Annotated in this window: 15 protein-coding genes and 3 pseudogenes; 15 read left to right on the top strand and 3 right to left on the bottom strand. The window is 62.1% G+C overall.

Annotated features, from left to right (window positions below; genetic code table 11):
- Positions 1-32: 32 nt before the first annotated feature.
- The 3 genes from HZB49_RS20645 to HZB49_RS20635 are packed head-to-tail and all read left to right on the top strand — an operon-like array spanning position 33 to position 3,508.
- Positions 33-1,505 (top strand): FAD-linked oxidase C-terminal domain-containing protein, encoded by a 1,473-nt coding sequence (locus HZB49_RS20645; RefSeq protein WP_291614757.1) that lies wholly within the window; start codon positions 33-35, stop codon positions 1,503-1,505.
- A gap of 50 nt (positions 1,506-1,555) precedes the next feature.
- On the top strand, positions 1,556-2,596 hold the full coding sequence (locus HZB49_RS20640; RefSeq protein ID WP_291614755.1) for an MBL fold metallo-hydrolase: 1,041 nt from the start codon (positions 1,556-1,558) through the stop codon (positions 2,594-2,596).
- Positions 2,597-2,650: 54 nt separating this feature from the next.
- The gene (locus HZB49_RS20635; protein ID WP_291614754.1) at positions 2,651-3,508 is read left to right on the top strand and encodes a fumarylacetoacetate hydrolase family protein; all 858 of its coding nucleotides are present in this window, start codon (positions 2,651-2,653) and stop codon (positions 3,506-3,508) included.
- 58 nt (positions 3,509-3,566) lie between these two features.
- On the opposite strand, the gene hpaD is transcribed toward HZB49_RS20635, so the two are convergent.
- A complete protein-coding gene (gene hpaD, locus HZB49_RS20630; RefSeq protein WP_291614752.1) occupies positions 3,567-4,412 on the bottom strand; it encodes a 3,4-dihydroxyphenylacetate 2,3-dioxygenase in 846 nt (281 codons plus the stop codon).
- A gap of 89 nt (positions 4,413-4,501) precedes the next feature.
- Here hpaD and hpaR point away from each other — a divergent pair, with 89 nt between their 5' ends.
- Positions 4,502-5,026 (top strand): homoprotocatechuate degradation operon regulator HpaR, encoded by a 525-nt coding sequence (gene hpaR, locus HZB49_RS20625; RefSeq protein WP_291614750.1) that lies wholly within the window; start codon positions 4,502-4,504, stop codon positions 5,024-5,026.
- Positions 5,027-5,106: 80 nt separating this feature from the next.
- Here the strand turns inward: hpaR and HZB49_RS20620 are convergent.
- Positions 5,107-6,005, bottom strand: a pseudogene (locus HZB49_RS20620) (LysR family transcriptional regulator).
- Between HZB49_RS20620 and HZB49_RS20615 the strand changes: the two are divergent.
- The 4 genes from HZB49_RS20615 (at position 6,004) to HZB49_RS20600 (ending at position 10,632) form a co-directional block, all read left to right on the top strand.
- Positions 6,004-6,339: a hypothetical protein gene (locus HZB49_RS20615; RefSeq protein WP_291614748.1), complete on the top strand. Its 336-nt coding sequence runs from the start codon at positions 6,004-6,006 to the stop codon at positions 6,337-6,339. The pseudogene HZB49_RS20620 and the gene HZB49_RS20615 overlap by 2 nt on opposite strands.
- A 297-nt stretch (positions 6,340-6,636) precedes the next feature.
- The gene (locus HZB49_RS20610; protein ID WP_291614746.1) at positions 6,637-7,371 is read left to right on the top strand and encodes an ABC transporter substrate-binding protein; all 735 of its coding nucleotides are present in this window, start codon (positions 6,637-6,639) and stop codon (positions 7,369-7,371) included.
- Positions 7,372-8,235: 864 nt separating this feature from the next.
- On the top strand, positions 8,236-9,267 hold the full coding sequence (locus HZB49_RS20605; protein WP_365858777.1) for a reverse transcriptase domain-containing protein: 1,032 nt from the start codon (positions 8,236-8,238) through the stop codon (positions 9,265-9,267).
- A 321-nt stretch (positions 9,268-9,588) separates the two neighbouring features.
- Positions 9,589-10,632, top strand: a complete 1,044-nt coding sequence (locus HZB49_RS20600) for an IS110 family transposase (RefSeq protein WP_291614744.1) — start codon at positions 9,589-9,591, stop codon at positions 10,630-10,632.
- 572 nt (positions 10,633-11,204) lie between these two features.
- Here HZB49_RS20600 and HZB49_RS20595 read toward each other — a convergent pair.
- Positions 11,205-11,429, bottom strand: a pseudogene (locus HZB49_RS20595) (hypothetical protein); the annotation flags it as partial.
- A gap of 119 nt (positions 11,430-11,548) precedes the next feature.
- On the opposite strand from HZB49_RS20595, the gene HZB49_RS20590 reads away from it, so the two are divergent.
- The 7 genes and pseudogenes from HZB49_RS20590 to HZB49_RS20560 form a co-directional block, all read left to right on the top strand.
- On the top strand, positions 11,549-12,499 hold the full coding sequence (locus tag HZB49_RS20590) for a zincin-like metallopeptidase domain-containing protein (protein WP_291614742.1): 951 nt from the start codon (positions 11,549-11,551) through the stop codon (positions 12,497-12,499).
- 134 nt (positions 12,500-12,633) lie between these two features.
- Positions 12,634-14,748 (top strand): ParB/RepB/Spo0J family partition protein, encoded by a 2,115-nt coding sequence (locus HZB49_RS20585; protein ID WP_291614740.1) that lies wholly within the window; start codon positions 12,634-12,636, stop codon positions 14,746-14,748.
- 186 nt (positions 14,749-14,934) lie between these two features.
- Positions 14,935-19,269, top strand: a complete 4,335-nt coding sequence (locus tag HZB49_RS20580) for a strawberry notch-like NTP hydrolase domain-containing protein (protein ID WP_291614738.1) — start codon at positions 14,935-14,937, stop codon at positions 19,267-19,269.
- A complete protein-coding gene (locus HZB49_RS20575) occupies positions 19,269-20,330 on the top strand; it encodes a toprim domain-containing protein (protein WP_291614736.1) in 1,062 nt (353 codons plus the stop codon). The genes HZB49_RS20580 and HZB49_RS20575 overlap by 1 nt, the downstream gene beginning before the upstream one ends.
- A gap of 298 nt (positions 20,331-20,628) precedes the next feature.
- Positions 20,629-21,552, top strand: coding sequence for a DUF2493 domain-containing protein (locus tag HZB49_RS20570; RefSeq protein WP_291614734.1), 924 nt, complete (start codon positions 20,629-20,631; stop codon positions 21,550-21,552).
- A 31-nt stretch (positions 21,553-21,583) separates the two neighbouring features.
- Positions 21,584-22,225, top strand: a complete 642-nt coding sequence (locus tag HZB49_RS20565; RefSeq protein ID WP_365858653.1) for a hypothetical protein — start codon at positions 21,584-21,586, stop codon at positions 22,223-22,225.
- 429 nt (positions 22,226-22,654) lie between these two features.
- Positions 22,655-22,897: pseudogene (locus HZB49_RS20560) on the top strand (DUF736 family protein); the annotation flags it as partial.
- Positions 22,898-23,011: the final 114 nt, after the last annotated feature.

Here is a 23,011-nt window from a genome sequence, read left to right as displayed (position 1 = left end):
TTCGATGTCGAGGAAGCAGGAGGGTTGACGCGGTGTCGGATAAGAAAAGTTTCAACGAACACGGGCCCCTGAAAGATGCGATTTGGCGCCAGCCACACGAGCGCGCGTCTCCTGAGCGCATCGCGGCCGTCATCGGGACGGCGCGCCAGGTTCTCGGCGATCGGCTGTCGACGAATGTAACCCTGTGTCAACAGCACGCCCAGGGAGAGGGACCCGTCGCGCCATCGATGCCCGACGCCGTCGCCTTCGTTGAAACGGTGGATGAGATCCGGCGCTTGCTGGAGCAGTGCCATCGCGAACGGGTTCCGGTCGTGCCCTTCGGGGCCGGCTCAAGCCTGGAAGGACAGGTCAACGCGGTCTGCGGTGGAATAAGCCTCGATCTTTCCCGGATGAACTCCATTATCGAAGTCAATGAGGAGGACATGGATTGCCTCATCGAGCCCGGTGTGACCAGGGAGCAGCTCAATTCGTACATTCGGGACCGAGGTCTCTTCTTTCCGGTGGATCCCGGCGCGGAATGCACGATCGGCGGCATGTGCGCGACGCGCGCAAGCGGTACCAATGCGGTGCGCTACGGCACGATCCGTGAAAATGTGCTTGGTCTGGAGGTCGTCCTGGCGGATGGCCGTGTCATTTCCACCGGCGGACGCGTTCGCAAGGCAGCGAACGGATACGATCTGACGCACCTCTTCATCGGCTCTGAAGGCACGCTGGGCGTCATCACCAAGATTCGATTGCGCCTGCATGGCGTCCCGGAGGCGACCAGCGCGGCCATCAGCCAGTTCCCGAACCTGGCCGCGGCCGTCGATACGGTTTTTGCGACCATGCAACTCGGCATTCCCATCGCACGCGTCGAACTGCTCGACGATGTGCAGATGGGAGCCAGCATTGCCTATTCCAAGCTCGACGATTTGGAGCCGCTGCCGACCTTGTTCTTCGAGTTCAACGGCAGCACCTCCAGTGTCAAGGAGCAGGCAGAGCTCGTTGAGGCGGTGGCGAGCGAGGCCGGAAGCCTGCGGTTCTCCTGGGCCACTGGCACGGAGGCGCGCAATCGCCTTTGGACCGCGCGACATCGGGCCTACCCTGCAGCAGTCGCCTTGCGTCCAGGCGCGAAGGGAATCGCGACGGACGTGTGCGTGCCGATTTCCCGTCTTGCGGATGCGGTACTTGGAGCCAAGGAAGACATCGCCGCATCTGGCTTGATCGCGCCTATTGCCGGCCACGTAGGTGACGGCAACTTCCACTGTTGCATTCTGGTTGATCCGGACGATCCTTCCGAACTCGAGCGGGCGCTCGCCCTCGATCACAAGATCGTGGAGCGAGGACTCGCGCTTGGAGGGACGTGCTCGGGCGAGCACGGGATTGGCCTGGGCAAGCGTGCTTTTCTGCAACGTGAACATGGAGTGGACGCGCTCGACGTAATGCAATCGCTCAAAGCCGCGCTTGATCCGCGCGGCATTCTCAATCCGGGCAAGCTGTTCCTCGATCCGGCGTTGCCCACATGAACGTCGACGAGAGCCGTTTTCCTCAAGCCGAAAATTGAAAGGAGTTCGTCATGCTGGAACTTAATGGAGTAAACCTCGCTTCGCGGCCGCCGCGTCCTGCGCGGACGGCTGCGGCTAGGACGAAGGCGCTTCGCTCGCTCGTTCTGGCCGGCGCGGGCCTGTTCGCCGCAGCGCTATCCATGGCGGCCCCGGCCGTCGCGCAGCCCTTCGAAGGATGCCCGTCAAAGGAGATACTGGCCCGGTTCGAGGAGTTCGGCCGAACGGGCAAGATGCCGCCCGATCTCGGAGCCTGGCTGGGCAATCCCAAGGCCCAGTACATCGAGCCGTGGAAGGTCTTCGACAATGTGCATTACGTCGGCGTCTGCTGGGTTTCCTCCTGGGTGATCCGCACAAGCGATGGCATCGTGCTGATCGATACGCTGCACGAGCCCCACGTGGATCAGTTGATCGCTAACCTCCGCAAGGTCGGCGTCGATTTTGCCGATATCAAATACGTCCTGATGACTCATGGCCATTTCGATCATGTCGGCGGTGCCGTCAAGCTGAAGCCACTTCTGCCGAACGCCAAGTTCGTGATGACGCAGACCGGATGGGACGAAGCCGCTCAATCGGCCAAGCAATCGGAAGCGACCCCGCGCCGGTGGTCGATGATTGAGCAGGGTGTCGTGGTGAAGGACGGCGACACGATCAAGCTCGGGGATAATACGTTCGGCGTGCTCGAAACGCCTGGACACACCCACGGCACTGCTTCCTACATCTACGACGTCAAGGACGGCGCCAAGACATATCGCGCGATCACCGTCGGCGGACTTGGGCTCAATGCGATCGAAAATTCGAAGCAGGTCGAGGGATTCATCGCTAGCCTCGACAAGATCGAGCGGTTGGTCAAACAGCCGAATAACCCCGTCACGGTCCATCTCACGACACACCCGTTCTCGAATGGCTTGACGGAAATCCGCGAGAAGGTGATCACGCGCAATTCAAGCGAGCCAAATCCGCTGGTCGATCCGCAGGGATTGCTGGCGCAGCTTGCGTCGCTGCGGCGCGGCGCTGAAGAGCGGCTGGAGATCGAACGCAAGGCAGGACGCTAACGGGCGCGGTCTGGCGTGGCTCTACCGTCATGTGTGCTTCTGGAGGTAATGATCATGCGACTGTTGAGCTATCAATTGAATGGCGAGCAGCGCTACGGCGCTGCCGCGAACCATGGGATCGTCGATCTCACCGGTCGAATCGGCTCGGACTTTCCCGACCTGAAGGCGTTGATCGCGGCCGACGGACTTTCGGTCGCAAAGCGGGCAGTGGCTGGCCAAGCTCCGGATCATTCGCTTGAGGCTGTGACGCTGCTCCCGCCCGTCCTTACTCCGGAAAAACTATGGTGCATCGGCGTTAACTACGGCGACCGGAACGCCGAATACAAGGACAATTCAGACGTACCCAAATATCCGAGCCTGTTTGTGAGAAGCCCTTCCTCCGTAGTGGGCTCCGGGCAACCGATCGAGAAGCCGAGGGTGTCGCAAGAACTCGACTATGAAGGAGAGCTCGTGATCGTCGTCGGCAAGGGTGGGCGCCATATTCCGCGCAACGAAGCATGGTCGCACATCTTCGGAATGACGCTCTGCAACGAGGGGACCATCCGGGATTGGCTTCGGCATGGCAAGTTCAACGTCACACAGGGCAAGAATTTTGACCGCTCCGGGAGTATTGGACCGTGGATCGTCACTGCCGACGAGTGCGATCCCCGCGGGCCCCACGACATCATTACCCGCGTAAATGGAGAGGTCAGGCAACAGGACAGTACCGAGCGCCTGATGTTCCCGTTCGACTTTCTGATCGCGTATCTGTCGACATTTGCGACGCTCAAGCCCGGCGATATGATCGCAACGGGTACGCCGACCGGCGCGGGCGCACGGTTCGATCCGCCGCGCTGGCTCAAGCCCGGCGACCTCATCGAGGTAGAGTCGTCCGGGATCGGCGTTCTTCGCAATACTGTGGTAGCGGAATGACGCGCGGCACTGCGCGCGCCAGACGTGCTTTGCGAGGCGGATCGGCCTGACTATTCGATCAAAGGTGATGCTCGGCGATTATCTGGCCGCTGCCCGATGAAGGGAAGTAGGGGCAGAGTACCTCAGTCTCGCCTTTGTACGCATCCCAGCCGAGCAGACCGAACATCATGTGCGTATCTGCCATCAGGGCCTCGCCATTGCACTTGGTCGAGTACTCTGGAAGCAGGCGCACGAATTCCGGGTAGCGACGCTCCTTCCAGAGGTCAAGAATTCGAAGGTCCATCTGCCGGTTGAATTCGCTGCCGACCTGTTCCCATTGGCCATCCCCGACCTTGTCGTTAGAGACGAGCTTGTGGGACATCGATCCGGAGGCGAGCACGGCTACCTTGCGGTTCGACGCCGCGATGGCGCGCGCACAGGCCGCCCCGAAGGCACGGTTCTCCTCGACGCTGGCGAAGATCGGCGCCGCGACCGACAGCACGCGTGCCCAGCCTTCCTCGTTCATGTAGTGCATGGGCACGATCGTCCCGTATTCGAGCGGCAGGGTCTCGACCTTGTGCGCCAGCACCTCCAGCCTGTCTTTGCGCGCTTCCGCTGCAATGGCTTCGCCGAGTTCGGGATCGCCCGGATAGTCGTAGTGCATGTTCTGGATCATGTGGGGCGCCTCGTGACTGGTATAGACGCCGCGATGGCGCGCATTGGCATTCATGTGACAGCCGAAATTCGAGATCCAGTGCGTGTCGAACACCAGAAACGTGTCGGCTCCGCGTTCGCGGGCACGCCGGCCGATCTCACGCAGAGCCTCGATGGCGGCGGCTCGTTTTCCCTTCAGCGGACCGTCCTGCTCCGAGATCAGGATCGAGGGAACGTGTGCAACCTTTGCGGCAAGTACGATTTCACCCATGGGCTTCTCTCCCGATAAATGTTACTATATTAATCATTAATATGATAATGAATAACATGTTAACTAGTCAAGGGGCCAGGAGAATTCCCGTGAAGAAATCCACGAAGGCGCCCGGAGGCGTGCCGCGGAGGCGGAATCTTCCGCTGATGTTGCTGCAGGCCCGCGAGGTTCTACTTCAGCATTTTCGTCCGATTTTTCAGGACTTTGGCCTGACCGAGCAGCAATGGCGGATATTGCGCGTGCTTAATGATCACGAGCGGCTGGAGCAGCACGAGATTACTTCGCTTTGTCAGATTTCCGGGCCAAGCCTGTCAAACATCCTCTCTCGGCTTGAGGCAACCGGATATGTGACGCGGGAGCGGGGCAGGGAGGATCATAGGAAGGTGTTCGTGACCCTCGCCAAGAGCGGGCTGACCCTCGTCGGCGAGGTGGCCAACCACGTCGACGCCCGCTATCGAGAAATTGAGAAGGCGCTCGGCGCGGACCTGATGTCTGCGCTGTTTGTCGTGCTCGACCGCCTCCTTGCGCAGGGACGGGATGCGATTGACGAAAGGACGAAAGGCTCAAAGGGCGAGAATGTTCCGACTGGGCGGAATAGCGACCTATTGAGTTAGGCTGCTCTCAGAACACAGAGCCTCCGAATTGGTGGGTATCGCGATGTAGCGGACCCCCGCTGCCACGCTCCGTCGTTCCGTTAGGCATCCAGAGCGTAGCCTGCCAGGCCAGCCTTCAACATTTCCAGCATCGCGTCTCTCGTGGCGTCACGTGATCCGCGAGGCCAGGCCGCCGGGAGCGGCAACCGATATTCACCGATTGGCCTAAGAGGAACGTAACGAACGCCACGCGACGAAAGGCGAGATGTCCAGCGCGGAACGATTGCAACGCCAATATCTGCTGCTACGAAATTGATAATAGTTTGCTTCTCCTCGGCATACTGCACGATGCGCGGCTTCAGCCTCGCCTCGGCAAACAACTTGGTGGTGAGATCGTGACTATGCGGACGCGAGCGGCGTTCGGCGACAATTAACGGCTGGTTTGCAAGATCTGCGATTGTCACCTGAGACCTCCGCGCGAAGGCGTGATGTTCCGGAAAGGCGACGACGGGCGTTTCATTGAACAAGAACAGAAACTCAAGCCGCTTGTCTGGAGTTTCGGGCGGTCGAACGAACGCAAGATCGATGCGGCCGGAAATAAGTTGTGGCAGAAGCCGGATGGTCTTGTCTTCAAACAATCGAACTTCTGCCTGCGGACGTCGTCTGCGAAAATCTTGAAGTAGACGGGGCACCAAACCAACCGCAGCGCCGTCAATAGCACCAAGCCGAAGAGGTGCGGATCGCTTGCGGCTGCTGCCGCGAAATCTAGCCTCAATGCCAGCTACGTCAGAAAGCAGTGCGCGGGCGAGTTCCAGAAGCAATACGCCATCGCCAGTCAGTGCCACGCTGCGTGTAGTGCGATCAATCAGTCTTGTGGACAGATGTTCTTCCAGAAGCTTGATATGCCGCCCAAGCGCGGAAGGCATATTCCCATTTTTTGGGCAGCGCGTCCGAAGTGCAGTTCCTCCGCAGCTACTACAATGCACAAAGGGAACGAGATGGTTGCTGCTGCCCGTGATTTGCCGGCTTCAGGCTATGCGCTGGAAGTCGATGGTCGACTCAAGGCCGAATTTGCGACCAGGGACGGAGCCAAGGCGGGCGGGGAAGAACTGAAGAAGCGTTTTCCCATGCTTCAGATCAGGATCTATGACGCGCAGACCAATGCGCGCGAGGAAATTAGTCTAAGCGGATCCTGCTTGTGCGCATCCGCTAGCCGCGGACCGGGCTTATATGAACGGAGCCTTGTCAAGCCACCAATGGCTGGCCAAAACCATCGCGGTGTCCGCTACTGGCAAATGCGGACATTCCACCGGGGTCACCTCGGTCGCGAATGACCCGGAACGGACTTGCAGTCGAAAGCCGTGACCACTTGCCGTGCCTATGTAATCTTGCCGTGGACTTAAACGGGGGGGGCATGTGGGGACGGAGGTTCATTGGTGGTGTGGTCGGTGCGTTAGCATGCTCGCTTGCTGCTGGAGCGCAGACACCAGATCGCGTTTACCGCCTGGGACATCTCGCGAACTCGATGGATTCCGAAGCCTTTACCAAGCAGATCACCCTACCAGAACTAGCTGGGCTTCGTTGAAGGGCGAAATCTTATCTTCGACGGGCGTGTCGGAGAACTCGATGCCTTGCCCGGTTTGATGCAGGAGCTTATCAGCGCTCGGCCGGACGCGGTCGTGGCCGTTGGCCCCGCAATAGGGCCAGCTGGCGCTTCTTCCCGCACCGTGCCGGTCATCACTTTCGGATTCGACCCAATTGAGCTTGGGTTCGCGGCAAGTTACGCGCGGCCAGGAGGCAATGTTACGGGCGTCGTAATCCTATTTGGTGAGCTCGAAGCCAAGAGGTTTTCCCTTCTGATGGAGGCAGCTCCCGACCGCCGACGCATCGCCGCGTTAGTCCCAACCCGGAATGGAGCGAATGAGGCCACGTTGCGGAAAGCTGCGGAAGGGCTTGGCGTCGAATTGCTGGTATTTTTAGCGGCTTCACCGAGCGACTACCCGGCGGCTTTTGCTGCCATGCGGGCCCAAGGTTCAGAGGCGTTGGTTATTGGCGCGACCCCGCAGTTTCAACGGGATGGTAAGCAGCTGGCGGCTCTTGCACTCGAAGCGAAGCTGCCAACAGTATGCGAATGGGCAGAAATGGCGCACGCGGGGTGTCTGATTGGCTATGGCCCCAGCCGCACTGCGCTACGCAAGCGCATGGCCGACCAGATCGCTAAGATATTTCGCGGTACCGCACCCGGTGATATTCCGATCGAGCGGCCGACTGTCTTTGAATTTGCCTTAAATCTAAAAATTGCAAAATCTCTCGATCTGATCGTGCCTCCAGCGTTGCTGACCCGTGCCGACGAAGTGATCGAATAAGTGCGCCAGCCGCAAGCTGGTGCGATCCAGCCGGTGAAAGTCCGGCCCAAGTAAGGCGTAGCGTCCGCTTGGTAGCGAGTGTTGCGTGATTACTGGCGACAGTGGTTGCGAAGCGTACACAGCGATTGCATGGGGTGTGGGATTGAGCCACGAAAGATCAGACATTGCAGGGGCCGAGGGTTTTTATTCGCTCGAAGGCAACATGTGCGGCACCGTTACGCGAGGTGCCGACGCCCTGCCGGGGTCGAAGGCCACATCACGTGCAACACGATCGCATCGGAAGCTGGGAGACCGTTGCCGGCCCGCATCGGGAAGGCGAGGAGCCGTAGCCGATGATGCACGGACCCGAGAAGTCGGACCCCGGCATAGTAGCGATGAAGCCGGCGAACAAAGCGGAACAGCCCGCAGCGGACGCAACCGCTGGGGAGCTATACGCAGCGGAGCCGGTGGAGCAAAGGGCGGGGACCAAGGGGAATGTGGGCCAGCAAAGCACGAACCGGACGCAGAGCCGGACGAGCGTGTCACAGGCGCTGGAACGCATACGAAAGTCGCAAACGATAGGAAGAAGGAGAGGTTCACCGCGCTCTTCCACCACATCAGCACCGAACTTCTGGAGGAAGCGTTCTACGAGCTTGCGCAGAACGCAGCCCCCGGCGTGGATCGGTTGACGTGGAAGGACTACGAGGCAGATCTCGAACGTAATATCGAGGACTTGCATGATCGGGTCCAACGGGGAGCGTACCGGGCACTGCCGTCACGGCGCGTCTATATTCCCAAGCCGGACGGCCGGCAGCGCCCGCTCGCGGTCGCGGCTTTGGAGGACAAGATTGTCCAACGGGCAGTGGTCGCGCTGCTGAACGCGCGATATACGAGGAGGACTTCCTCGGGTTCTCGTATGGATCCCGCCCAGGGCGCGGTGCGCACGATGCGCTCGATGCGCTCTGTGTCGGCATCCACAGCAAGAAAGTGAGCTTCATCCTGGACGCCGATATCCGATCGTTCTTTGATGAGATCAGCCAGCAATGGATGATCCGCTTCCTGGAACACCGGATCGGCGACCGGCGCATCATCCGCCTGATCCAGAAATGGCTGAAGGCGGGCATCCTGGAAGACGGAGTCGTCGCGGTCAGCGACAGGGGGACGGGGCAGGGGTCGGTAATCTCACCGCTGCTTGCCAACATCTACCTGCACTACGCGCTCGATCTCTGGGCCGCACGCTGGCGACGGCGCGTGGCTACGGGCGACGTCATCATCGTGCGCTACGCCGACGACTTCATCGTCGGATTCCGGCACGAGGGCGATGCCCAGCGCTTCCTGAATGAGATGCGTGAACGGCTACGGGAGTTTGCGTTGTCACTGCATCCTGAGAAGACCCGGCTGATCGAGTTCGGACGTTTTGCGGTGGAGCGCCGCAAGCGACGCGGGCTCGGCAAGCCGGATACCTTCAATTTCCTGGGCTTCACTTTCATCTGCGGCAAGACCCGAGCGGGCAAATTCCAGATCAGACGGAAGACCCGAGCGGACCGCATGCGGGCGAAGCTAAAGGAGATCAAGCAGGAGATGCGACGGCGCATGCACCAGCCGATCCCCGATCAGGGGAAGTGGCTGGCGCGGGTTGTCTGCGGCTACTTCAGTTATCACGCAGTGCCAACCAACGGTCAGGCACTGAATGTGTTCCGGCATCATGTGACCGACCTCTGGCGACGCACGCTGCGGCGTCGCAGCCAGAAGGATCGGATGACGTGGGAACGGATGACGCAGCTGGTGGATGCCTGGCTTCCAAAACCGACCATCCTCCATCCTTGGCCGAGCGATCGCTTTGCCGTCACCCACCCGAGGTGGGAGCCGTATGCGGGAAAGCCGCCCGTACGATTCTGTGCGGGGGGGGCGCGATGAAACGCGCGTCCCTACCGCTACCGATACCGTTTGTTGGCACTACACGAGTCCGTTTGTGGCCCATAGCGACGCTTTTGCCACACAGTTCGCTTCCGCTTCCGATCAAAGCGGACATACTTCTCGTCGCCGTTCAGCTGCGGTCGAATGTCAGGATCTATGACGTGCCGACGAGTGTGCGCGAGGAAATCTAGTCCAAGCGGATTCTGCTTGTGCGCATCCGCTAGTCACGGACCGGGCTCTCGTGTTGGGGTGGACGGCCCCCTTCCGCCGGTCTGCGTGGCAAGATGGGGTCGTCGATGACCTTAAACGAAGGAGCCGCCCGTGGAAACGATTGTTCGCATCGGTTTGGACACGTCAAAGAGCGTATTTCAGTTGCACGGCGTTGACGAGACCGAGCAGCCGATTTTGCGGCGCAAGTTGAGGCGAGGCCAGGTTCTGGCGTTCTTTAGTCGTTTGCCGCCTGCGCTCGTCGCGCTGGAAGCTTGCGGAGCGTCGCATTATTGGGCGCGCGAACTACGGTCGCTCGGGCATGAGGTAGCGATGATCCCGCCCCAATATGTCAAGCCGTATGTGCAGCGCGGGAAGTCTGACGCTGCCGACGCCGAGGCAATTTGCGAGGCGGCCAGTCGACCGAAACTCCGCAAGAACTTTGTGCCGATCAAAAGTACCGAACAGCAGGGCGCACAGATGCTGACGCGCGTTCGCACTCAGTTCATAGCCAGGCGAACCCAGCTCGCCAATTCGATCCGCGGCTATGCCGCAGAGTTCGGCTTCACCGCGCCCAGGGGGCTTTCGCGGCTTCAGCAATTGCTGATCGATATTCGGACTGACGCGACAGTCCCCGACTTGGCGATGGAGTTGGTGGAGGCGTTGGCGACAGAACTGGCGCGCGTCGATGATCAGATCGCCAAGCTCGACAAGAAGCTCATGGAGCTCCACCGAAGTAACGAGATGAGCCGACGACTGGCGACTATTCCGGGGGTGGGTCCGATCGGCGCGACGCTGCTGTCAATCAAGGTCGTGGATGCACGGGGGTTCAAGTCGGCAAGAAACTTTGCCGCCTGGCTTGGCCTGACGCCAAAGAATCACTCGACGGCCGGAAAGAATCGGCTCGGCGTGATCACGCGCGCCGGCGACGGCATGTTACGAGCCGTTTTGGTGGCTGGCGCGACGGCTGTGATCGCGGATATGCGACGACGCGGCAGTCGTTCTTGGCCCTGGCTGAAAGACATGATCGCGCGCAAGCCGCCGAAGCTGGTGGCCATAGCGCTGGCAAACAAGCTGGCGCGGATCGCCTGGAAACTGATGGTCAGCGGCGGGCGGTACCGGCCTGTTAGCGTCATCCCGATGCCGACGCCGGGATAGTCGAACGAAATGCAGAGCTTGGTGCCAGACCGGCAGGTTTGACGCTGAGGCCGGAACTTGCAGGATAGGAAGAGGTGGTACGTTCGGCGCGAGCCGGTCATGTGAGATGCTCCGCTCGGTTTACCGGCAGAAAATGCCGCTCTCGTGTTTGGATCTCACTGTCCGCGAAGCCCATCTTGGCCAGTGGTCGCAAGACCCGAAAACAGGCCGGACATATGAGCGCAAGCGATCCGAGCATGCTGCCCCAGCTGATCTTGCAAGTCGGGGGCCGTCCACATATGAACCGAGCCGCTGACGCGTCTCGGCCGCCGGCTTCGATCCCTTGCGCGATACGGTGTCGCTCGCCGGAGGCTCTCGCGTTAGGGGCCGCCGGCATTGCATGCCGGCGCCGCTATCACTGCCCCGAACGCGGGTGCCTTTTTAACCGGTCTCGCGACTGGAGTCGCCTCGGTGCCCGCGGGCATTTCATGCCCGCGTCGCTATCACTGCCCCTTCGTCGGCTGCCTTCTCTTATGCCTCCGCTGCGCTTCGGCGTCGAAGGGACGGCGCTGACCAGACGTACTCCGCGCGTGCTAACGGTGTGCTCCGTCGGTTCGAGGGTGGCGTGGCTGCCAAGCCAATTGTATTGGGGTCGTCGCGGGACGCCGGCCCACCTTGGCGCACTTGCGGCAGCGCAGCCGGCTGGCGAGATCGTGCACGAAGGTGGTCGGCGGATGCTTCATCGCCGCGAGGTTGACATCGCTCGGCGTCTTGCAGCGCGCGCACCTGATCTCAAGCCACGGGTGGCCTCCATTTACGGAGAATGCGCAGTCCGTTTCCACGTTACCGCCATGGAGAGTGAGAGTGCGGGCCGGGGCCGACGCGATGGGTTGAAGATCGGGGGAAAGGCCTCCGGCGCCCGTCGCGGAGAACCGCGATGTCTGGACATACCGCCCGAGTTCGTGCCGGCGACGACCGAACGAGCCTTTACACCGAAATCACTGACAAGATCATAGCCGAGCTGGAGGCCGGCCGTTTTCCGTGGGTTCAGCCCTGGGGGACGGCGGCGATCAAGGCGCCGCTCGCGATGCCGCGCAACGCGTCGACGCAGCGCGGATATTCCGGGATTAACGTGCTGATCCTATGGGGTGCCGTTATCGAGCACGGCTTTTCCGGACAGAGCTGGCTTACCTTCCGCCAGGCACTCGCGCTCGGCGGCAATGTCAGAAAGGGCGAGCGGGGAACGACCGTCGTCTATGCCGATCGCTTCACCCCAGACGACGAACGCCGGCGCGCCGCGGAGGCCGGCGAGGAGCCGGGTGCCATCCCGTTTCTCAAGCGCTTTACCGTCTTTAATACGGATCAATGCGATGGCTTGCCCGAGGATGTCGCTGCTTTGGTGGTCCCGCCGCCACCAGGCCAGATTGAGCCGCGAGCCGAGGCGTTGATCGCGGCGACCGGCGCGGATTTCCGCATCGGCGGTGCGCGCGCCTACTACAACCCGACGGGCGATTTCGTGCAGGTGCCGCCGCCGGCTGCCTATTTCGAGCCGATCAATTGGCACCGGACCGCTTTTCATGAACTCGGTCATTGGACCGGCCAGGCGTCCCGCCTCAACCGCGACCACTCGGGTTCATTCGGCTCAAAATCGTACGCGCGCGAAGAGCTGGTCGCCGAAATGGCGGGTGCCTTCGTTTGTGCCTCGCTCGGCATCGTGCCGACCGTACGCCACGCCGACTACATCGGTTCCTGGCTGGAGGTGCTGCGCGAGGATAATCGCGCCGTCGTGCGCGCCGCGAGCGCGGCATCGAAGGCCGCCGATTTCCTGCTCGGCTTTCTGCCGCCCGCGATCGAATCCGTCGTTGAGGGCAACGAGGAAGCTGCATGACGGATCCGCCCGCTGTGCCCGTACCAATCCTCAGTTGGTGCTGCGCGTCGGAGAGTGAGAGGCGCGCCGGCTTGTCTGTGACGGGTAGGAGGTCGGGAGAGAGTCTTTCGGCCGCCCGTCGTGGAGAATCCGACATGGCAAGCGTTCAGAAAATCAAACTCAGTCCCTCTCGCGACATTCCCTTCAACAAGTTGGTCTTGAGCCAGTCCAACGTCCGCCGCGTGAAAGCCGGCGTCTCGATCGAGCAACTCGCCGAGAGCATCGTGCAGCGTACCCTATTGCAGAGCCTGAATGTCCGGGCCGTCGTCGATGCAGAAGGCAACGAAACCGGCATGTTCGAGGTTCCGGCCGGCGGCAGGCGCTATCGCGCGCTGGAACTTCTCGTGAAGCAAAAACGCATGTCCAAGACGCAGCCCGTTCCCTGCGTCGTGCGCGAGGGCGGTATCGCCGAAGACGATTCGCTTGCCGAGAATGACGAGAGGGTCGGGCTCCATCCGCTCGATCAGTTCCGAGCCTTTCAAACCTTGCTCGGCTCCGGCTTGACCGAGGAGGAGATCGCGGCCCGGCACTTCGTAACGCCCGCCGTCGTGAAGCAACGACTGCGGCTGGCGTCCGTGTCGCCGAAGCTGCACGAGGTCTATGCCGAAGACGGCATGAACCTTGAGCAGCTCATGGCCTTCTCTGTTACGGCCGACCAAGCCAGGCAGGAGCAGGTCTGGGAGACCGTCAGCCGGTCTGGATACGATGAACCTTATCAAATCCGCCGCATGCTGACTGAAAATACCGTCCGCGCGTCCGATCGCCGTGCTCAATTTGTTGGACTTAATGCCTACGAGCAGGCCGGCGGCTGCGTTTTGCGAGATCTATTCGAACACGACGACGGCGGCTGGCTTCAGGACGTCGTGTTGCTCGACCGCCTCGTTACGGAAAAGCTCAAAGTCGAGGCTGAGACGATTGCCAAGGAGGGCTGGAAATGGATTTCGGTCGCCGTGGATTTTCCCTACGGTCACGCGACCGGCTTGCGTGAACTGGACGGCAAGCCTGCCGACCTCACTACCGAAGAGCAAGCCACCATCGATGCCCTCAACGCCGAGCAGGCCAAGCTTGAATCCGATTACCAGGATGCCGACGAATTGCCCGACGAGGTCGACCAGCGTCTGGGCGAAATCGAGTCGGCACTGATGGCCTTCGAAGACCGGCCGGTGCTTTACGATCCGGCCGAGATTGCCCGAGCTGGCGCCTTCATCTGCATCGATTCCGAGGGACGCCTTTCCGTGGACCGGGGTTACGTCCGGGCAGAGGACGACGTGCCGGCAATTGTTCCAGATGTGGAGCAAGGCGCCGATCCGTCGTCGATCGAAGGGCAGGAGGCTGGTGCTAGCGTCCAGCGCACGGTAATCGCGGTTGCAAGTGGCGCTGCTGATACCGAAGAAGATAATGAGGATGCGGCCAAGCCTCTGCCGGATCGTCTCATCACCGAGTTGACGGCGCATCGTACGCTGGCATTGCGGGATGCGTTGGCAGAAAATCCTGCGATCGCGTTCCAGGCGGTGTTGCACAACTTCGCGCTGACGGCCTTTTACCGGTTCGCGTCGTCCGGAAGCTGTCTTGAGATCGGACTTCACACGCCGACCTTTCCCGCTCAAGCCCCTGGGCTGAGGGAAAGCGCGTCCGCGAAAGCCGTCGAGGCGCGGCATGAATCCTGGAAGGCACGGCTGCCGAAGAGCGAGGAAGATTTGTGGGGTGTGCTCACAGCCCTCGATGGCGGTGCGCAGGCGTCCCTGTTCGCTCACTGTGCGTCATTTGCGGTCAACGCCCTCTTTGAGCCGGCGAATCGCTACAATCAGGGCCGCGTCTCCGCTCATGGCGTCCGCACGCGACTCGACCAGGCCGACGTGCTGGCCCGCGCGGTGGGCCTCGACATGGTCCAGGCAGGCTGGAGACCGACCGTCGACAACTATCTCGGCCGGGTCACCAAGCCCCGCATCCTGGAGGCGGTTCGGGAAGCCAAGGGCGAGTCTTCCGCGCAACTGATCGACCACCTGAAAAAGGCCGACATGGCCAAGGAGGCCGCGCGCCTTCTCGATGGTTCGGGCTGGTTGCCGGAGCCGCTACGTCTCGTCAACCCCGCCGCGTCGCCAGCGGAAGTGGAGGGTGAAGCGGGCCCATTGCCCGATTTCCTCGCCGACGACGAGGACCGGGAGAATGCCAGCGACGATGATCCGCAACAGCTCGACGCGGCTGAGTGACGTCACAGAACGGGATGGCCTCGGCTGTCCCGCGGTTTTGGGGACCGGTGCAGAGCGCCGGTCCCCTTTTTATTGGCGAAGGGCTTGAGAGGTAGAGGCGGGCCGCGAAGGGTTTGAATCGCCGCGGTCTTAAAGGAGAGCGCCGCGGCAGTTCAGCCCATTCCCGCTCTCCCGAGAAATCCTGCCATGACCGAATCTCTCGCCGGCGGCGCTGCCGCCGCACCGCTTTCGATGCGTGCCACCGCTGTTGTCGCCTCGAGTGTCGTTAGGGCTGCGCGACGACTTTTGACCGATCTCGAGCGCAGCCGCCGGATCGATGCTGATGTCCTGCGCGGCGCCATGGAGGCTGCCTTCGGCGCCTCCGATGCGACCGGCGCCTGGAACTGGAAGACGGCCTACGACGCCTGCGAGGCGGCGACCGTCCTGTTCATAAGGCGATATGGCGCCGCCATGCGCGCCAAGGCGACGTCGCCAGCCGCCATGTTGCCGATGTTGATGAGGATCGCCAGTCTCCTTCCGACCCAGACGCGCCGATCCCTGGAAAGTGAATCCCTCCAGCAATTCTCCACTCCAATCGGGCTGGCATTTGTTGCAAGCCGCGCGGCTGCGCTCACGCCTACTGACGTAGTGCTCGAACCTTCGGCTGGCACTGGCCTTCTCGCTATCCTGGCCGAGCTTGACGGTGCCTCCCTTGTCCTCAATGAGTTCGCCGAGAGCCGCGCCCGCATTCTTGCGCAGCTCTTTCCCGCCGTCTCCACGACGCAGTTTGACGCCGCTCACATCAACGACCACCTCGATGCCGGCATCGTGCCTGATGTCGTGCTGATGAACCCGCCATTCTCGGCCGCGGTCCATGTCGATCGTCACATGGCGGACGCGGCGCTACGGCATATCGGATCCGCCCTGGCACGTCTTCCCGAAGGCGGACGGCTGGTCACCATCACGGGGGCAAACGTCGCGCCTGAAAATCCTGCGTGGACCTGTTCCTTCAAGCGGCTGCAAGAACAGGGCCGTGTCGTATTCTCGGCGACAATTGACGGCGCTGTCTATGCCAAGCACGGCACCGCCGTCGACACCCGCCTGACGGTTATCGATCGAGTCCCGGCTGACGAGATCGTGTCATTCCCGGCATCCCCGGGCATTGCGCCCGATCTGCCGACTTTGCTCGGTTGGGTCACACAGTACGTGCCGCCACGTCGGCCAATTGCCGGCACCGCGGCTGGGGTAGTGCCGGCAAATGCCAGTCCTCCAACGCCTCGATCGGTCCGCGCCTACGTCGTCCACCGCCAGTCGGTTGCGGAGGTGCCGACAATTGATCCCGTGGCGACCGAAGTCGCCTACGAGTTGGTGGATTGGACGCCCACGGATGGCAGCAACATCACCGATGCCCTCTATGAAGCTTACACACTGCAGTCGATCCGCATTCCCGGCGCGCAACCGCATCCTACAAAACTCGTGCAGTCCGCTGCGATGGCTTCCGTCGCACCGCCCAGGCCGTCCTATCGGCCGCATTTGCCGGCCAAGGTCGTATCGGATGGCATTCTGTCGGACGCCCAACTCGAGAGCATCATCTATGCCGGCGAGGCGCATTCCGCGCTTCTTGCGGGCACCTGGACGGTCGATGCGACTTTTGACGTCTTGGCGGCCGCGCGCGACGACGCGGAAAATGCCGTTCGCTTTCGCCGGGGCTGGTTTTTGGGCGATGGCACTGGCGCGGGCAAGGGCCGCCAGGTCGCCGGCATCCTGCTCGACAACTGGCTGAAAGGTCGCCGCCGCGCGGTCTGGATCAGCAAGTCCGACAAGCTCATTGAGGATGCGCGGCGCGATTGGTCCGCGCTCGGCATGGAGCGGCTTCTCGTCACGCCGCTTTCGCGTTTCCGGCAGGGCATGCCGATCCGGCTCGCGGAAGGCGTCCTATTTGCCACCTACGCCACGCTGCGGATCGACGAGCGCGGCGAGAAGCTTTCCCGCGTGAGGCAGATCGTCGAATGGTTGGGCTCCGATTTCGACGGAGTGATCGTCTTCGACGAGAGCCACGCCATGCAGAATGCGGTTGGTGGCAAGGGCGAACGCGGCGACCAGGTGGCCTCTCAGCAGGGACGCGCAGGCCTGAGGCTTCAGCACGCCTTGCCGAACGCGCGCGTGGTCTATGTCTCCGCGACCGGCGCCACGACGGTGCACAATCTCGCCTATGCGCAAAGGTTGGGATTATGGGGTGGAGAGGATTTTCCATTCGCGACCCGGGCCGAGTTCGTCGAGGCGATCGAGGAGGGCGGGGTTGCAGCGATGGAAGTGCTGGCGCGCGACCTTAAGGCGCTCGGCCTCTATGCCGCTCGCTCACTGTCCTACGAGGGCGTCGAGTATGAGCTGGTCGAGCACCAGCTCACGCCCGAGCAGGTTCGCATCTATGATGCCTATGCCGGCGCGTTCAGCATCATCCACAATAACCTCGAGGCGGCGATGCGGGCCGCCAACATCACGGGCGAGACCGGTACGCTGAATGGACAGGCAAAGTCCGCGGCCCGATCTGCCTTCGAAAGCGCCAAACAGCGTTTCTTCGGCCATCTCCTGACCTCGATGAAGACGCCGTCGCTGATCCGCGCGATCGAGCGCGATCTTGACGCTGGCCATGCCGCCGTCATCCAGATCGTCTCGACGGGCGAGGCCCTCATGGAGCGCCGGCTTGCCGAGATCCCGACCGAGGAGTGGGGGGACGTCCAGGTCGACATCACCCCTCGCGAATATGTCCTCGATTACCTCGCCCATTCCTTCCCGGTTCAGCTCTACGAGCCCTTCACGGACTCCGAGGGCAATCTTTGCTCCCGCCCGGTCTATCGGGACGGCCAACCGGTCGAAAGCCGGGAGGCCGTCGAACGCCGCGACAGTCTCATCGAGCAGCTTGCGTCATTGTCGCCGGTGCCCGGCGCGCTCGACCAGATCGTTCAGCGATTTGGCACTGACATGGTTGCCGAGATCACGGGCCGCTCGCGCCGCGTGATCCGCAAGGGCCAGCGCCTCATCGTTGAGAACCGTGCTGCATCGGCGAATCTCGCCGAGACCGCGGCGTTCATGGATGATGCCAAGCGCATCCTCGTGTTCTCCGATGCCGGCGGCACGGGCAGGAGCTACCATGCCGAGTTGTCGGCGCGGAATCGCCGCTTGCGGGTCCATTATCTGCTCGAACCCGGCTGGAAGGCCGACGCCGCGATTCAGGGGCTTGGCCGCACGAACCGGACCAACCAGGCGCAGCCCCCACTGTTTCGGCCGATCGCGACGGACGTGAAGGCAGAGAAACGTTTCCTCTCCACGATCGCGCGCCGGCTCGACACGTTGGGCGCCATCACGCGAGGTCAGCGCCAGACCGGAGGGCAGGGCCTGTTCCGGCCCGAGGACAACCTCGAAAGCCAGTATGGCCGCGATGCGTTGCGCCAGCTCTACATGCTGCTGGCGCGCGGCAAGGTTGAGGGATGCTCGCTCGAGAGGTTCGAAGACGCCACCGGGCTGAAGCTAGTGGATGCCAATGGGCTGAAGGACGAGCTTCCGCTGATCACGACCTTCCTGAACAGGTTGCTCGCCCTCACCATCGAACTGCAGAATATCCTGTTCACCGTCTTCGAACGGCTATTGTCCGCTCGCATCGAGGGCGCCGTCGCGTCAGGCACCTATGACGTCGGATTGGAAACCCTCCGTGCCGAGAGTTTTGTCGTCACGGACCGGCGGACAATCCATGTTCACCCGGCAACCGGGGCCGAGACCCAACTCCTCACGATTACTCAGCGCCAGCGCAATCATCCTGTGAGCCTGGATGATGCTCTTGGTCGTCTTTCCGATCGTCGTGCTGTCCTGTTGATCAATGAGCGCTCCGGTCGTGGGGCCGTGCAGATCCCGGCCCCGAGCTTCATGCTCGACGACGGCGAAATCGAGCGGCGCGTGCGCCTGATCCGACCGATGGAGCAGCACAGCGTCTCCTTGAACATGATGGCGGAAAGCCATTGGGTTGAAGCCGACCGTCATCGTTTCACCGCGGCTTGGCTGACCGAGCTTGCCGAGGTCCCCGAGTTCACCGAAAGCACGATCCACATCGTGGCCGGCTTGTTGCTGCCGATCTGGAAGCGGCTGCCGAACGAGTCCACACGGGTTTACCGGCTGCAGACAGATGCCGGCGAACGCATCATCGGCCGCAAGGTCTCGGCCGCCTGGGTCGCGAATGTCCTTGCGGCCGACGCGCCCAGGCTCGCGACCGGTACCGCCTTTGCTGCGCTGATGGAGGGCCGAACCGTCCTCGACCTCGCCGAAGGCCTCCAGCTCCGCCGCGTCCGGATCATGGGTACATACCGCATCGAACTTTCCGGATTCAACGACGCTATGCGTGACCGGCTGCGCGCTTACGGCCTGTTCGGGGAAATCATCTCCTGGAAGCTGCGCATGTTCGTGCCAACTGGCGCTGATGGCATCGAAATCCTGGCGAAGGTGCTCGAACACTATCCAATCGAGCGCATCGTCGAACGGGAGGCTGCGTGATGGCCCGCGACGCCTCCGAACTGGCGCACCGCCTCGCGCTTGAGGCCGAGGCGGTATGCCGCCACTATCTCTCGAATGGCAAGCGCCAGGGGCGGTACTGGCTGGTTGGCGATGTCCACAATACGCCGGGCCGTTCGATGTTCGTGCGGCTCCAGGACTCGCTGAAGGGACCCGCGGGCAAGTGGACCGATGCCGCGACCGGCGAGCATGGCGATCTCCTCGACATCGTCAGGGAAAGCCTTGGTCTTCCTGACTTCCGCGCCGTCGCCGAGGAGGCAAGACGCTTTCTCAAGCTGCCCCGAGTTGAACCGGAACGCGTCTCAAAAACGGCTCGCCGCGCAGTAGCGGCCGGCTCGCAACAGGCGGCAAGACGGCTGTTTGCGATCTCAGGTCCGATTGAGGGTACCGTCGTTGAGAGCTATTTGCAGCGTCGCGGAATAGCCCATGTGTACCATGGTGGCAGCTTGCGCTTCCATCCGCGCTGCTACTACCGACCTGACGAGCACTTGCCGACCGAGACCTGGCCGGCAATGATCGCTGCCGTCACCGGCCTTGATGGCGGGATCACCGGCGTGCACCGCACCTGGCTCGATCCGGACGGCTTCGATCGCGTTCGGCTTGGCAAGGCTCCGATCGACACGCCACGACGAGCCATGGGCGACCTGCTCGGCAACGCGGTTCGTTTCGGCGTGGCTGACGACGACGTGCTTGTCGCCGGCGAGGGCATCGAGACCATGCTATCGCTGCGCTGTGTGCTTCCGACCTTGCCGATGGCATCAGCGCTTTCGGCCAATCACCTCTCGGCCATGCTGCTGTCGTCGAGTTTGCGCCGGCTCTATATCGCCCGCGATGCTGATGCGGCGGGAGACGCGGTCCGGGCCATCCTGACGCAGCGCGCAAAAGCCGCCGGCGTCGAAGCCATCACGTTGTCACCCCGCCTTGGTGACTTTAACGAAGATCTGCACGTCTTCGGCCTCGATGCCCTCCGCGCGGCGCTGCGGATGCAGCTCGTACCCGAGGATGTCTCCCGCTTCTTGCTCTTGCGGGCCGCTGTTGCATAGGCGCGTTTGGCTTCTCTCGACGCCGACAGCTCGGTCGTGGCGGTCTAATGCCGGAGAGGCGCGCGACCTCGGCCTTCTAGAGGGCGATCGGACGGCAAGCGGCCCGGGCCGTCAATGGCTGCGTCCGGCTATTTTCCGCCGGCCCTTCGGGCCTTTGCATCGCGAAGCAAAATAGCCGGCCTTCGCCATCCTCCGCTGACGCTTCGGCCCTTCGGGTTCTGGCCCGTTCCGCTCGCCGTCTGAGTGATCGCCACGAAGGCCGCGATGGGCGCGGCCGATCCGGCAAAGGACCTCTTCCATGACCGACCATGACGACATCGAACCGCCGCACGCCGTCACTCCGACCGACCACGTCCTCAGCGAACTTCAACTCTTCGGCTACCGTCCATTCGACGACGAGCCCGACCCGAGACCGCTTCCCGAGGGCAAGATGATCGCCGGCGCTGTCGCCGATATCTTCGACGCCCTGGTCGCCACCCTGAGCGACACGCGGCTCGAGCCGGACCTCGAGGATCTGCTCTGGTCAACCGTCAACCTCTTTCACCGTGCGGCCGACAGAATCAATCGCCAGCTTGACGACAATGAGCAGGCCCAGCGCAAAAGCCAGCGCGAGCAGAATGGCTCGGAGGTACGATCGGTCGAACTCGAGCGGCTGACGGCCGAAGGCATCACCCTGATCGAGCGCCGCAATAGCCTCGAACTCTTTCGCGATCAGGCTATCGAGCGTTTTGAGGTCCACACCGGTTCGTCCTGGCGCCCCCGATCGGGATCGCTTGTAAATCACCGCACGCTCACAGCGGCAATGATCGACTCACGAGATTTCATCACAGCCAAGCGCCGCGCAGAGACCGAAGTCATGTTGCCGCCGGGGCCGAAGATCGCACTCACGGGCGGCCTCGACTTCAACGACCACCATCTGATCTGGGACCGTCTCGACAAGGTTCACGCCAAGCACCCCGACATGGTCTTGATCCATGGCGGCTCGCCAAAGGGCGCCGAGTTGATCGCCTCCAAATGGGCGACCACCCGCAAGGTCCCACAGATCGCGTTCAAGCCGGACTGGACCAAGCACGCCAAGGCGGCGCCGTTCAAGCGCAACGACGCCATGCTCGAACTCTTACCGATCGGCGTCATGCATTTCCCGGGCACGGGAATCCAGGACAACCTTGCCGACAAGGCGAAACGCCTCGGCATTCCCGTTTGGAAATTCGGCGGCGCGTGAGCGCCGCCTTGCCACCTTCCGAACCACCAAGGTGGAGTTGCAACGCCGCAACTCCGCCTCGTTTCGACAATATGTCCAAAGATGCGCCGCGGTGGTGGTGGAAGGCGCGACCGTCACATCTATGCACGGAGCCACCACCATGCTCGCCCTTGGGCTTGTTCTCAATACCGTTGGCATCGGCTTGTTTTGCTGGCTGATCTTCACGCTGGCAGTATACGCACTGCCAGCTTTTGTCGCCGTAAGCGCAGGTATGATGGCGTACCAGAGTGGCGCCGGCATCCTCGGTGCGCCGCTTGCCGGCATTGCCGCCGGCGGCGTGACGCTCGCGATTGGTCAGACCGCTTTCGCGATCGCCCGGTTTCCGATCTTGCGTGCAGCCATAGCGGCCGCCTTCGCCGTCCCAGCTGCGATTGCTGGCTATCATGTGGTCTTCGCGACGTCACAACTCGGGATGCCTTCGCTGGCCTGGCGTGAGGTCTTCGCTTGCCTCGGCGCGGTTTTTATCGGCGGTACGGCGTGCACACGGTTGGCTGTCTTCGCTGAACCCCGCCCATTGGACTCAGGCGGGGTCGTGCGAGGTGCACCTCCTCAGGCGGCTCTTTCGGCCGCTACGCGCGACGGATCGTCCTCGCCACCTGCTCCTCGAGTAGGTTGGCGCAAATCGGCGCGTTGAAGGAAAGCTCGTCGAGCTCGAGCGAAAAATAGTCGTGGCGTCCCTCCGTACGGGGCTTACAGCAGGCTGCGCCACCTCTTACCGGCCCACATAGATGCAATGGTGATGTGCCTTCGGTAGTCGCGGCTGTTCGTCGGCTGACTGCCCCGCCGTTTCCTGCACGACGCTTCTTTCTCTACGCCGAAACATTCTGACTTCTTGCGCATTCAAACCGAGATTAGCCAAATCCTCTCCCGAGATTGCGCTTCAGCACGCGGACGCACTTGGCCTCTTTGATGGCTTGATCTGGCCGAAGACCGGCTGCGCCTCGATCGTCTGAGCCGCAACGCCGTCGCTTAAGACTTTCTTCCCCTGGGCTAAAGCCCATTCCTCGCGAGGCAAGAAAATCTTCACGACAGCGTCCTCCGCTTCGCTCCGGCCCGCAAGCGGGTGCGTCGCCGATCGTCCTCGGCCTGTCCATCGCCATCGAGGCCGCGGTGGTCGCGGGCTCGAAACACAAACAGGAGAAGTGACATGGCTAACATCGGTTCTTTCAAGAAGGTCGGCAACGATTTCCAGGGCGAGATCATCACCCTCAGTCTGCAGGCCAAGGGCGTCCGCATCGTCGCCGGGCAGAACCGCTCCTCCAACGAGAATGCCCCCAGCCACCGCGTCTTTGTGGGCCGGGCCGATTATGCGAAGCGTGGCGTTATGCGGAGTGGTGGCGTCTGAGTGCAGGTTTTCCGCGGGTTTCGGGCTCGCCGCGCTCCACATAATCCCGAGGGAAGAGCCGCGACGGCTCGGCGG

This window comes from Bradyrhizobium sp., assembly GCF_016219575.1.
In the GTDB taxonomy this organism is placed as follows: domain Bacteria; phylum Pseudomonadota; class Alphaproteobacteria; order Rhizobiales; family Xanthobacteraceae; genus Bradyrhizobium.
This window is presented reverse-complemented; position numbering and strand designations above follow the sequence as displayed.